Raw genomic sequence first — 12312 nt, 5'->3', positions numbered from 1 at the left:
GCAAATGTTTACCAAGGGTTAACGCCTGAACTCATCGCTTTGTGGTAGATTAATTAGTATTAATACCGCGCCTTTACCACCGTACTCAAGTGGTGCTTGGTGCATTGCAATCACATCAGGGTGCTGAACTAAATACTGTGGTACTTTGTGTCTAAGTATATGCCCACCAATGCCATGAACTACACAGGCGCAATAATAATGCTTTTTCTTGCACTCATGAATTAAGGCTGCCAGTTCATCTTTTGCAATTTCTTTATTTAGACCGTGCAAGTCTAGGGTTAAATCAGGAATAAAATCTCCACGGCGCAACTGTTTAGCTAAAAAACGGTCTTGGCCATCTTGCACATAATTTACCGTACCGTTTGTATCTATATCTGGAACGTATTCGTCCGAGAAGAAAAATTCTGACTGTTGTTGCTTTTTTTGCTGGGCAAATTGCTTCGCTTGTGACACTTTAGGTTTATTAGCAAAACGGTGAGTGTCTTGTTTAAAAACACGCGCACCAGAAATGCTTTGACGAAATAAGTCTATATCGTCAGTGCTAATTGGGCTGTTTGAGTGAGAATCTTTTTTCATTGCCGCAGTCTAAACAAAAAAATGCTAAAAATCGAGTAAATAGCGTTACAATAGGGCAATCATGGGGCCTTAATTGTGCCTCGATTGAGTTAATATTTTGAAAGTATAAGCAGGCAGATAACACACATGAGCGAATTACTAATAGAAGAAGCAACCTTAGATGAAGCTGTTGCAGAACTTTCAACATTACACGATTGGTTACGTTGGACAACAAGCCAATTTGCCAGCAGTGGTATTTTCTTTGGTCACGGGACTGATAATGCATGGGATGAAGCGGTTAGCTTATTACTTCCAGCGCTGAGCTTACCTGTTGATGCGCCAAAAGAATTGATGCATGCAAGGTTAACCAGTACTGAAAAAAATCGGTTGGCAGGGTTAATTTCAGACCGAATTAATGATTTCACACCAGTGCCTTACTTAACCAATATTGCCTGGTTTGCCAATATGCCATTTTATGTAGATGAGCGTGTATTGATCCCTCGTTCGCCATTTGCAGAACTAATTAATAATCGTTTTACGCCATGGTTAGAGCAGCCAGAATCAGTAGGGCGAATTTTAGATTTATGTACCGGCTCTGGTTGTATTGCAATTGCGTTGGCGCAAGCATTTGACACTGCCCAAGTCGATGCGGTTGATATTTCGTATGAAGCACTTGAAGTGGCAGATATCAATATTACTGATTACATGCTAAACGACCGTGTATTACCAATTCAATCAGATGTATTTAGTGGTGTTCCTGGGCAAAAATACGATCTCATTGTAGCTAACCCACCGTATGTTGACGCCGAGGATATGGCTGACTTACCACGTGAATTCCATCATGAGCCAGAACTTGGCCTTGCATCAGGGCATGATGGCTTAGACGTTACTCGCACAATTTTAAGTGAAGCAGCGGAGCATCTAACTGATAACGGTTTGTTATTTGTCGAAGTAGGTAACTCTATGGTACACATGGATGCACTTTATCCTGGTGCACCGTTTGAATGGATTGAATTCGAACAAGGCGGCCTAGGTGTGTTTGTGATCAGTAAAAAACAATTGGTTGATTACTTTGTTGACTGAATAGGCAAGATTTAAAGCCGAGCCTTAGGCTCGGTTCTCAGTAGTCATTAGGAATGAGGAAAACAATGGCAGGTAATAGCATAGGACAACTGTTTAAAGTGTCCACCTTTGGTGAAAGCCATGGCGTCGCGTTAGGCGGCGTTGTGGATGGTACGCCCGCAGGTCTTGAAATCACAGAGGCCGATTTACAAATAGATTTGGACCGTCGTAAGCCGGGGCAAAGTCGTTATACCACCCAGCGCCGAGAAGATGATCAAATTAAGATTCTTTCAGGTGTATTTGAAGGTAAAACCACAGGAACCAGCATTGGTTTACTGATTGAAAATACCGATCAGCGCTCAAAAGATTACGGTAAAATTAAAGACGTTTTTCGTCCTGGCCACGGTGATTACACTTATTGGCACAAATACGGTCTGCGCGATTATCGTGGTGGCGGTCGTTCATCGGCACGTGAAACTGCAATTCGTGTGGCTGCTGGCAGTATTGCTAAAAAATACTTAAAGCAATTTCATGGTATTGAAGTGCGAGCATGTCTAAGTCAGCTTGGTCCGATTAAAGCTGAGAATTATGATTGGGATGAAGTAGAAAACAACCTGTTCTTCTTTCCTGACGCCAGCAAAATTGAAGCATTAGACGAGTACATGCGTGACCTTAAAAAGCAAGGTGATTCAGTCGGCGCTAAAGTCAAAGTAGTTGCTAAAAACGTACCTGTTGGGTTAGGTGAGCCGGTTTTTGATAGACTTGATGCAGAGCTTGCACATTCACTCATGAGCATCAATGCCGTTAAGGGCGTTGAGGTTGGAGATGGCTTCGATGTGGTTGAACAAAAAGGCTCTGAGCACCGTGATGAACTAACACCTGAAGGTTTCACATCAAATCACGCAGGTGGTGTTTTGGCAGGTATATCTACTGGGCAAGACATTATTGCTTCAATAGCGCTTAAACCAACCTCAAGTATTACGATACCGGGTAACAGTATTAATACTGAAAACGAAGCTGTTGAGATGATAACTAAAGGTCGTCACGACCCTTGTGTTGGTATTCGTGCAATCCCGATAGCAGAAGCAATGATGGCGATTACGTTAATGGATCATTTACTGCGCCAGCGCGGTCAAAATCCTCATGTTAACCATGAGCATGGGCCAATTAACGGCACTATTTAATTAATATTAAGATGTAAAAACCACCCGCAATGGGTGGTTTTTTTGTGCTGTTAGGTTTTGTTTTATTTACCTGGGAATTGATGTATGTGAACATCGCGTTGTGGGAAAGGAATTGTGATATTTTCTTTATCAAAAGCAATTTTAACACGTTCGAATAAACCAAAATAAACAGGCCAATAGTTCTCGGAGTCAACCCATGCCCAAACTAGCATACCAATGTGGCTATCGCCGTGTTGGCTTACATGTACAACGGGCTGCTTTGCATCGTCTTTTAGCACAAGTTCGTACTCATTTAATACACCCATTAATACTTCTCTTGCTCTGAGTACGTCATCGTCATAGCTTATACCAAATTCGATGTCGATACGGCGTGTTGGCTCTGAAAACTTATTTTTAACACAGCCGTTAGACAGCGTACCATTTGGAATAATAATCTTCTCATTATCGTATGTAAGCAGTACCGTGACGAATATTTGGATTTCAGTGACTTTACCCATGTAGCCTTGTGCTTCAATGACGTCGCCTACTTTAAATGGTTTAAAAAATAGAATAAGTACACCACCTGCAAAATTAGCGAGGCTGCCTTGTAAAGCCATACCAATCGCTAAACCTGCGGCACCGAGCATGGCAATAAATGATGTGGTTTCTATGCCTATCATTGATGCCACTGAGATCAATAACAGCACCTTTAAAATAACGGAAATAAATGACACTAAAAAGTGGGTCAGTCCGGCTTCCAGTTTTACACGATTCATTGAAGTTTCGGTCATAGTTGAAACTCGGCCAATAAACCACCAACCTATTATTAATACAAATATGGCCAGAAGAAACTTGGGTCCATAAAGCATAATCATCTCTATGGCTTGGTTATAGATCCTTTCAATTGAAATATCTTCCATTTAACTCTCCGTTAAGTATGCATTAGCGTTTAGATAATAGCTTAGTATTGATAACTTAAAGGATAAATAACAGCAGAAAATTCAGAAATGTAAGTATAAAAGTGAGCAACGAGTGTTGCTCACGTAGGTTGTTTAGGTATTTCGCTTATTTGTTTGAATACGTACTAATTTGATCATGTTTTCTTTTACTTCAACCACTTCAATAGGATAGCCAGAGATACGTAAACTTAAGTTAGCATCAGGGATATCTTCTAGGTATTCAATTATTAAGCCGCTGAGTGTTTTAGGTCCATCCAAAGGAAATTCCCACTCCATTTCTTTATTAAGATCGCGCACATTGGCACCACCATCAACTAAAAATGAGCCATCTTCCTGAGGCACTACTTCTTCACTTGGAGTACGTGTTTGGGTTGTCGTAAAGTCACCAACAACTTCTTCAAGAATATCTTCAAGTGTTACTAAACCTTGTATATCGCCATATTCATCAACTACCAAGCCAATCCGCTCTTTTGATTGCTGGAACTTAAACAACTGAGTATTTAGCGATGTACCTTCTGGAATAAAATATATCTCACGTACAGCACGCAACAGTGATGGCTTATCGAATTGTTCTTTAGTTAACAGGCGTAATGCATCACGTGAATGTATAAAGCCTACAGCGTCGTCTATTTGGTCACGATATAAAAGTACGCGGGTATGCTGAGCATGGGTGAGTTGCTTGCTTATTAGTTTCCAGTCATCATTGATATCAATCGCAACTATTTCGTTGCGCGGGATCATAATATCTTCAACGGTGACTTGTTCTAAATCTAAAATAGAGGTTAGCATGCTTTGGTGACGAGCAGGAATAAGCGCGCCAGATTCGTTTAGTACTGTTTTTAATTCTTCTTTACTCATGCTGTGCTCATCTATTTGCGCAGCACTAATGCCAAACAAGCGTAACATACCGTTAGTCATCCAATTAACAACAACAACAAACGGGAACAGAATTTTAAGTAACCCCTTTAGCACTATAGAGCTTGGAAAAGCGACTTTTTCAGGGTAGAGAGCAGCCAGAGTTTTTGGCGTAACTTCTGCAAAAATAAGTACCACAAGGGTAAGTACACCTGTAGCAATAGCAATACCTAAATCACCGTACAAGCGAATACCAATGATAGTCGCAACCTGAGCGGCAGCGATATTAACGAGGTTATTACCAATTAGGATCAAGCCGATGAGTCTGTCAGGACGGCTCAAGAGCTTATTAACGCGTTTGGCAGCGCGGTGGTTTTCTTTAGCAAGGTGGCGCAGACGAATTCTGTTTATTGACATAATGCCCGTTTCAGAGCCAGAAAAGTATGCAGAACATAAAATTAGAATACCGAGTATTATAAATAAAACACTCGTCGATATGCTGTCCAAAGAAGGATCCTTTTATTATAAATCAGTGCGTATTAAGCGGTAGTGAGCAGCCTGAGTCAAGTTAAAACTTATTCAGAATTACTTCTTGTATAAAACGGCTACCAAAATAGGCGAGCGTTAAGATAAATGCCGCGACCATTATTGCCAATACAATTGGTTTGCCACGCCAGCCTTTAACTATATGCCCAATAGTCACAATAGCAAATATGGCCCATGCAACTAATGATAAAATAGTCTTATGAATAAATTCACTATCAAACATACCATCTAAAAATACAAATCCAGATAGCAAGGCAGCTGTAAGTAGGCTAGTTCCTAACGTAAGCAAGTGATAAAGTTGGCGTTCAACCACCATCAATGGAGGTAAATGGCTATGTACAATAGCTAAGTCTTTGCGTTTTAATCGTTTATCAATAAAGTAAAATTGTACGCCATATAATGTGGCAATAATAAGAACGCAGTAAGCAAGGAGTGACAACGAGATATGCGTTACTAAGGCAATTTCTACATCAATACTTTGCAACAAAATATGATGAGGAATAAAAAGGCTAGAAAACGTTAGAATAGCTGCAAATCCGTATACAACAGGCAGTAAAAGTGTTGCAGGAAACTTGAGCGACACAGTTGTCACCGATACAACAATGACCCAGCATGTCAGCAATGCAACGTTTACAATACTGAGATCTTGGCCATCAGCCCTAAATACCGAATTAACTAACAATAACATGTGGGCTAAAATCGCAACTGTACTGAGTACAATAGTGAGTTTTTGGCTTGGACCTTGTTGATGGAACAAACGAGACAACACATGCGAAGTCGCTAATACGTAAAATAAACTGGCAATAATAGTTAAACTAATAATCAGCATAATGCTTTGGCCACTCAATCTGAGTCAAATAATCCTTGTTAAGTTAGTCCCATTGTATTTTATAGTAAGGAAAAAACCTAGGCTTTGTAAAAAGAAACTCAAACTGCATACTTGAATACTGTATTGTGCGCCTAGATTTACGGTATACTGTTTTTAATTAAAATTTAAATTAATACTGATAAGCATGAATTTTGGCTCATAGCTTGAGCTGTATAATTCACATGCTATTGGTATCATGTTTTATCGGACCCTTTATATGTTTGAGAATCTCCAAGAACGATTAGGTAAAACCTTAAAAAATATTAGCGGCCGCGGGCGCTTAACTGAAGACAATATAAAAGACACGCTGCGTGAAGTACGCATGGCTTTTTTAGAGGCTGACGTTGCGTTACCTGTTGTTCGTGAGTTTGTAAAACAAGTAAAAGAACGTGCAGTTGGTGTTGAAGTCACCAAAAGCTTAAGCCCAGGCCAAGTTTTCGTAAAAATAGTACGAGAAGAACTTGAAAAAGCCATGGGTGAAGCGAATGAAGAGCTAAGCCTTAACGCGCAACCGCCAGCGGTCGTAATGATGGCAGGCTTACAAGGTGCAGGTAAAACCACCAGTGTTGGTAAGCTGGCGAAGTTTTTAAAAGAGCGCAAGAAAAAGTCTGTGCTGGTAGTGAGTGCCGATGTGTACCGTCCTGCGGCGATTAAACAGCTTGAAACCTTAGCGACTGAAGTTGATGTAGATTTTTTCCCAAGTGATATTTCTCAAAAACCAGTCGATATTGCCAATGCGGCAATTTCTCATGCAAAAAAGAAATTCATTGATGTGGTATTAGTCGATACCGCGGGTCGTTTGCATGTTGATAATGACATGATGGATGAAATTAAAGCGCTACACAGTGCAATTAACCCAATTGAGACTTTATTCGTTGTTGATGCGATGACAGGTCAAGATGCGGCTAATACTGCTAAAGCATTTGATGAAGCATTACCGCTGACAGGTGTGATCTTAACCAAAACAGATGGTGATGCACGTGGTGGTGCTGCTTTATCTATTCGCCATATTACCGGTAAGCCAATTAAGTTTATGGGTGTGGGCGAGCGCACTGATGCACTTGAGCCTTTCCATCCTGACCGTATCGCGTCACGTATTTTAGGGATGGGTGACGTACTTTCATTAATCGAAGAAGTCGAAATGAAAGTCGATAAGGAACAAGCAGCCAAGGTTGCTGAAAAAGTATTTAAGGGCAACGGCTTTACCTTGGATGATTTTGCAGAGCAATTAAAGCAGATGAAAAACATGGGTGGCATGATGTCGATGCTTGATAAGCTACCGGGTATGTCAAACTTACCTGACGCTGTAAAAGGCCAAATGGGTGATAAAACCTTTATTCAAATGGAAGCAATCATTAGCTCAATGACCAAACAAGAGCGTGCGCGTCCAGAAATCATCAAAGGCTCGCGTAAAAAACGTATTGCTGCGGGTTCTGGTACGCAAGTACAAGAAATAAATAAACTACTAAAACAGTTTACCCAAATGCAAAAAATGATGAAAAAGATGAAAGGTAAAGGCGGCATGCAAAAAATGATGCGCGGTATGAAAGGCATGATGCCACCGGGTATGATGGGCGGCGGCGGACCTAAATTTTAATATCGCAATCAATTTTGTATATTAAACAGTCAAAATAATTTTAAAAAGAGGCAAAACGCCTCTTTTTTTGTGGATAATTTATGCATTCAATTGCTTACGATACCTTATTTGACGCACAGATCAGTGTTTAATCTACTTAACTGGGATTTTAGATCACTTCTTACTTGCATTGTTGCTAAAAACTCGTACAATTCCCCAGCTCCCCATACTGGGGAGTAAATCTTATTAATGAAAACAGTCAATCTATTTAGAGGACGGTATGGTAACTATTCGTTTGCAACGTGGTGGCGCTAAAAAACGCCCTTTCTATCAAATTGTGGTTGCGGATAGCCGTTTCTCGCGTGACGGTCGCTTCATCGAGAAAGTAGGTTTCTTTAACCCAATTGCTTCAGGTCAGGAAGAAAAAGTTCGTCTAGATTTATCTCGTGTTGATCACTGGGTAGGTCAAGGCGCAGGTCTTTCAGATCGTGTAGCTAAGTTAGTTAAAGACGCTCGTAAAGCGGCTTAATAGGCGTAAGTGTAACCATGAGTCAAGAGAACACCTCATCAATAATTGTCGTAGGAAAGCTCGGTGCCCCGTATGGTATAAAGGGCTGGCTTAAGGTACATTCATTTACTGATGATCCCCAAGGGATCTTCGATTTCAGCCCGTGGTTGATAGGGCAGCAAGGTAAATGGCAATCCTTAGAAGTGGTCGACTGGCGTCGCCACAACAAAGGCTTTATCGCTAAGTTTGCGCAAGTAAACGACAGAGACCAAGCAATGGCTTATACCAATGTTGAAATCTCTGTGGATTCAGCGCAGCTACCAGAATTACCGCAAGGTGAATTCTATTGGCGAGATCTCATTGGCATGTCGGTTGTAACTGATAAAGGTTATAACTTAGGCACTGTTGATGACCTGATGGAGACAGGCTCAAATGACGTATTAGTTGTGAAAGCAAATAATAAAGATGCATTTGGCCAAGCTGAGCGTTTAATTCCATTTTTAACTGATTCAGTTATTAAAGAAGTTAAACACGAAGCGAGAGAAATTACCGTAGACTGGGATCCTGGCTTTTAATGAGTCAAACTAGTTCGTTGTGGGTAGGGGTTATCAGCCTTTTCCCGGACATGTTTGATGCCATTACACAGCAAGGTGTAACAGGTCGCGCAGTAAAAAGTGGTTTAATCGACTTTAACTGCTGGAATCCGCGAGACTATGCAACTGATAAGCATAGAACCGTTGATGACCGTCCTTACGGGGGCGGACCCGGTATGTTAATGATGGTTGAACCATTGAAACAAGCCATTCTTGACGCAAAAAAAGCGGCAGGTGATGGTGCAAAAGTAATTTATATGTCCCCGCAAGGGCGCAAATTAGATCAGCAAGGGGCGAGCGAACTCGCAAACTCCGAAAAGCTGATTTTGATTGCCGGTCGCTATGAAGGTATAGACGAGAGAATAATAGAGTCATACGTTGACGAAGAATGGTCAATTGGTGATTTTATTTTGAGTGGTGGTGAACTACCTGCCATGACATTAATCGACGCAGTAGCGCGTTTAGTGCCAGGCGTGTTAGGACATAACCAGTCAGCAGAGCAAGATTCATTTTCGGATGGCTTGCTAGATTGTCCTCACTATACACGGCCAGAAACATTGGACGACAAACAGGTTCCTGCTGTATTACTCAGTGGAAACCACCAAGAGATAGCTAAATGGCGGCAAATGCAGTCACTAGGCAGAACTTGGCTACGACGTCCTGACTTGTTGCATAACCTAGCTCTGACTGAGGAGCAAGCGGTATTACTCGCAAAATTTCAGCAAGAGTACCAAAAAGCTTGTGGCTAGAAGACAGTTACACCTAGGAAAGTGAGAAACATAATGGCAAAAGTAAACCAAAATATTATTAAAGCGCTTGAAAATGAGCAGCTTAAAACAGACGTACCAGCATTCGGCCCTGGTGATACAGTAGTTGTACAGGTACGTGTAAAAGAAGGTGCTAAAGAGCGTCTACAGGCCTTTGAAGGTGTTGTAATCGCTAAGCGTAATCGTGGTCTTCACTCAGCATTCACAGTTCGTAAAATCTCGAGCGGTGAAGGTGTTGAGCGTGTATTCCAAACGCACAGCCCTCTTATCGATAGCGTAGCAGTTAAGCGTCGCGGTGCAGTTCGCCGTGCTAAGCTTTACTATCTACGTGAGCGTTCTGGTAAATCTGCACGTATTAGAGAAAAACTTAACTAATACGCGCTGTTTATCAACGCAGATAAAACAGGTTGTAGCCCTCGGGTTACAACCTGTTTTGGTTTCTAAGGGCGCTAATTTTCAACAGTGGCTTTTCACATACCTCTTCCTTACTGCATTTAACGATGAGCTTCGTTATACTTAACCTGCAACTATTAACTTCTTTTCCCTCTTTATTAAAAATGATGACCCAATGACCGATATGACAGTGGTTACCCACGATGGTAACTTTCATGCTGATGATGTATTCAGTATTGCAGTACTTAAAACTATTTTCCCAACACTAACGCTAGTTAGAACACGAGACAAACAACTCATTAGCCAAGCTAATATTGTCATTGATGTAGGTAACGAGTATGACCCTGATACAGGGCGTTTTGATCACCATCAACGTGGTGGTGCGGGTGCTCGAAAAAATGGGATTCCTTTTTCATCGTTTGGACTAGTGTGGAAAAAATATGGGCTGCAGCTTTGCCAAGGTAAGCAGGATGTCGCCGACTCGGTAGATGCTGGGTTAGTATCAACAATTGACGCAATAGATTGCGGCTATGTTGAAGGGGTTGAGCAAGGTATAAGCTTGAGTCAGACAATCTCGATGTTTAATCCTACATGGCAAGAAGGCGGGAATTTTGATGAGTGCTTTAATGAAGCAGTAGCATTTGCGCAGCGTTTATTAACGCGCTTTATTGCTAGTGCCAGTGGTAGCGCAGACGCTAAAAAAATAGTCGCGAAAGCAATTGCTGATGCAGATGATCCCCGTGTAATTGTTCTTAAACAATATACACCGTGGAAAAAAACGGTTCACAGTCTGTCAGATCAAGCTTTATATATGATTTACCCATCTCATTCGGGTAAGTGGATCATCCAAACTGTGCCAGTAGAGCCTGGCTCATTTGAAGATAGGAAGCCGTTACCCAAAGAGTGGGCTGGTTTATCAGGCGAAGAACTTCAAACTGTCACAGGGATTGAGGATGCTAATTTTTGCCATAATGGGTTATTCATCGCGGGTACTGACTCATTTACAAGCGTAATGAATATGGCGTCTCTTGCGCTGAAAAACTAAGTACCGATATATATCCAAATCACCTCAAGATACAGAACTCAGCGTTTAGGGGCCTAATATCAAGGCATTACTTTGCAAGAATGGTGGCTTAGGTATAAGGCCGCGCTGAGTCATTTGTGCGGCTTATTCCTTATTGCTTTTTCAAGCATTTATGTACCAAACTTTCTTTGTTTTCGCTTTTAACGACTGAGCGATCCTGTTAGTATTTATCGTATTGATTAGTTTACTTTAATGTAATTTTAAGTTTACATTTTGGCGTTTTGTAGGTGGTGGAATACGTGGCAGAAAAAGAAGAGTTAAATCAGCTTAGAGCAGAGATTGATGAGTGCGATGCGCAATTAGTTGCTCTACTTGCTCGTCGCAATAAAATTACCGGGCGCATCGGTGCTATCAAACAGCAAACCGGTGCACCTCTACACGCCCCAGAACGTGAAGCAACTCTCCTCGCCGCACGACGCCAAGAAGCAATAAACCAAGGCGTCAACCCCGAGCTCGTTGAAGACATCCTTAGACGCATGATGCGTGAAGCTTATCAAAATCAGCAAGCCAAACTAGCGTGCGCTGCACCTGAGTTATCACCCATTGTTATTGTCGGGGGAGCAGGTGCAATGGGCCAGCTGTTTGCAAATCAATTTAAACGCTCCGGCTATGAAGTAAAAATACTTGATAAATCGCAACAGCACCAAGCAAATGAAATACTAAAGGGGGCGAAGTTGGTGATGGTAAGTGTGCCTATTAACGCACTCGAGTCCGTAGTCAACTCGTTACCTAAGTTGGATAATGATTGTTTGCTAGTTGATATAACATCCGTAAAGCAATCACCATTAAAGGTATTGAAAAAAGCACACAGTGGGCCTGTAGTCGGTTTGCACCCGATGTTTGGACCGGATATCTCACATTGGGTAAAACAGACCGTTGTGGTATGTGAAGGGCGTAATCATGAAGTTGCTCGAGGGCTTTTATCTCAGTTGCAAGTATGGGGCTGTCAGCTTGTTGAGCTCGATGCGAAAAAGCACGATGAAGCAATGCAAATTATCCAAGTAATGCGTCACTTAACTACGTTTGTGTATGGTCAGTTTTTAGCGAAACAAGGGCATACTCTAGAAGAGCTTAGGAGTTGTTCATCACCAATTTATCAATTGGAGCTGATGATGGTAGGGCGTTTATTTGCGCAATCGCCAGAGCTTTATTCAGATATTATGCTTGCCCAGTTTGATAATGTTGAACAGTTGCTCGCGCAATACCAAGATACTTTTGCAACTACCCTGGATAAACTAAGGGCCGGCGATAAAGACGCACTTATAGCTGCATTTGGTGAAGCAAAGGCGTATTTTTCAGACTCTACAGCCCACTTTTTAACGCAAAGTCGAAGTTTATTAAATAAAGCAAATGATGCAAAGGTACTTGATTAAATCACGTTTT

At 41.5% G+C, this 12312-nt stretch carries 13 protein-coding genes; 9 read left to right on the top strand and 4 right to left on the bottom strand.

What is annotated here, in order from left to right; genetic code table 11:
* Window positions 1-18 precede the first annotated feature (18 nt).
* Window positions 19-576, bottom strand: a complete 558-nt coding sequence (gene smrB / locus ACHUE3_RS14565) for an endonuclease SmrB (protein ID WP_394193095.1) — start codon at window positions 574-576, stop codon at window positions 19-21.
* A 126-nt stretch (window positions 577-702) separates the two neighbouring features.
* Between smrB and prmB the strand changes: the two genes are divergently transcribed.
* Complete coding sequence (gene prmB, locus ACHUE3_RS14560) at window positions 703-1638, top strand: 50S ribosomal protein L3 N(5)-glutamine methyltransferase (RefSeq protein ID WP_394193094.1); 936 nt, start codon at window positions 703-705, stop codon at window positions 1636-1638.
* A 65-nt stretch (window positions 1639-1703) separates the two neighbouring features.
* A complete protein-coding gene (gene aroC / locus ACHUE3_RS14555) occupies window positions 1704-2801 on the top strand; it encodes a chorismate synthase (protein WP_394193093.1) in 1098 nt (365 codons plus the stop codon).
* A gap of 62 nt (window positions 2802-2863) precedes the next feature.
* Here aroC and ACHUE3_RS14550 read toward each other — a convergent pair whose 3' ends face one another.
* The 3 genes from ACHUE3_RS14550 to ACHUE3_RS14540 form a co-directional block, all read right to left on the bottom strand.
* Complete coding sequence (locus ACHUE3_RS14550) at window positions 2864-3700, bottom strand: mechanosensitive ion channel family protein (protein ID WP_394193092.1); 837 nt, start codon at window positions 3698-3700, stop codon at window positions 2864-2866.
* 132 nt (window positions 3701-3832) lie between these two features.
* On the bottom strand, window positions 3833-5101 hold the full coding sequence (locus ACHUE3_RS14545) for an HlyC/CorC family transporter (RefSeq protein WP_394193091.1): 1269 nt from the start codon (window positions 5099-5101) through the stop codon (window positions 3833-3835).
* Window positions 5102-5162: 61 nt separating this feature from the next.
* Window positions 5163-5969 (bottom strand): cytochrome C assembly family protein, encoded by an 807-nt coding sequence (locus tag ACHUE3_RS14540; RefSeq protein ID WP_394193090.1) that lies wholly within the window; start codon window positions 5967-5969, stop codon window positions 5163-5165.
* A 256-nt stretch (window positions 5970-6225) separates the two neighbouring features.
* Between ACHUE3_RS14540 and ffh the strand changes: the two genes are divergently transcribed.
* The 7 genes from ffh (at window position 6226) to tyrA (ending at window position 12302) form a co-directional block, all read left to right on the top strand.
* Window positions 6226-7605: a signal recognition particle protein gene (gene ffh / locus ACHUE3_RS14535; RefSeq protein ID WP_394193089.1), complete on the top strand. Its 1380-nt coding sequence runs from the start codon at window positions 6226-6228 to the stop codon at window positions 7603-7605.
* A gap of 259 nt (window positions 7606-7864) precedes the next feature.
* A complete protein-coding gene (gene rpsP / locus ACHUE3_RS14530; RefSeq protein ID WP_058561214.1) occupies window positions 7865-8113 on the top strand; it encodes a 30S ribosomal protein S16 in 249 nt (82 codons plus the stop codon).
* A 17-nt stretch (window positions 8114-8130) separates the two neighbouring features.
* A complete protein-coding gene (rimM, locus tag ACHUE3_RS14525; RefSeq protein ID WP_135473944.1) occupies window positions 8131-8667 on the top strand; it encodes a ribosome maturation factor RimM in 537 nt (178 codons plus the stop codon).
* Complete coding sequence (gene trmD, locus ACHUE3_RS14520) at window positions 8667-9434, top strand: tRNA (guanosine(37)-N1)-methyltransferase TrmD (protein WP_087530755.1); 768 nt, start codon at window positions 8667-8669, stop codon at window positions 9432-9434. The genes rimM and trmD overlap by 1 nt, the downstream gene beginning before the upstream one ends.
* Window positions 9435-9467: 33 nt before the next feature.
* A complete protein-coding gene (rplS, locus tag ACHUE3_RS14515) occupies window positions 9468-9827 on the top strand; it encodes a 50S ribosomal protein L19 (RefSeq protein WP_087530754.1) in 360 nt (119 codons plus the stop codon).
* Window positions 9828-10020: 193 nt separating this feature from the next.
* Window positions 10021-10890, top strand: coding sequence for an MYG1 family protein (locus tag ACHUE3_RS14510; protein WP_394193088.1), 870 nt, complete (start codon window positions 10021-10023; stop codon window positions 10888-10890).
* Window positions 10891-11168: 278 nt separating this feature from the next.
* A complete protein-coding gene (gene tyrA, locus ACHUE3_RS14505) occupies window positions 11169-12302 on the top strand; it encodes a bifunctional chorismate mutase/prephenate dehydrogenase (protein WP_394193087.1) in 1134 nt (377 codons plus the stop codon).
* Window positions 12303-12312: the final 10 nt, after the last annotated feature.

This window comes from Pseudoalteromonas atlantica (genome assembly GCF_043641955.1).
GTDB lineage: Bacteria > Pseudomonadota > Gammaproteobacteria > Enterobacterales > Alteromonadaceae > Pseudoalteromonas > Pseudoalteromonas atlantica_A.
This window is presented reverse-complemented; position numbering and strand designations above follow the sequence as displayed.

Coding starts and splice junctions, on each gene's coding strand:
- smrB (WP_394193095.1), bottom strand. CDS start 576: ATGAAAAAAGATTCTCACTCAAACAGCCCAATTAGCACTGACGATATA.
- prmB (WP_394193094.1), top strand. CDS start 703: ATGAGCGAATTACTAATAGAAGAAGCAACCTTAGATGAAGCTGTTGCA.
- aroC (WP_394193093.1), top strand. CDS start 1,704: ATGGCAGGTAATAGCATAGGACAACTGTTTAAAGTGTCCACCTTTGGT.
- ACHUE3_RS14550 (WP_394193092.1), bottom strand. CDS start 3,700: ATGGAAGATATTTCAATTGAAAGGATCTATAACCAAGCCATAGAGATG.
- ACHUE3_RS14540 (WP_394193090.1), bottom strand. CDS start 5,969: ATGCTGATTATTAGTTTAACTATTATTGCCAGTTTATTTTACGTATTA.
- ffh (WP_394193089.1), top strand. CDS start 6,226: ATGTTTGAGAATCTCCAAGAACGATTAGGTAAAACCTTAAAAAATATT.
- rpsP (WP_058561214.1), top strand. CDS start 7,865: ATGGTAACTATTCGTTTGCAACGTGGTGGCGCTAAAAAACGCCCTTTC.
- rimM (WP_135473944.1), top strand. CDS start 8,131: ATGAGTCAAGAGAACACCTCATCAATAATTGTCGTAGGAAAGCTCGGT.
- trmD (WP_087530755.1), top strand. CDS start 8,667: ATGAGTCAAACTAGTTCGTTGTGGGTAGGGGTTATCAGCCTTTTCCCG.
- rplS (WP_087530754.1), top strand. CDS start 9,468: ATGGCAAAAGTAAACCAAAATATTATTAAAGCGCTTGAAAATGAGCAG.
- ACHUE3_RS14510 (WP_394193088.1), top strand. CDS start 10,021: ATGACCGATATGACAGTGGTTACCCACGATGGTAACTTTCATGCTGAT.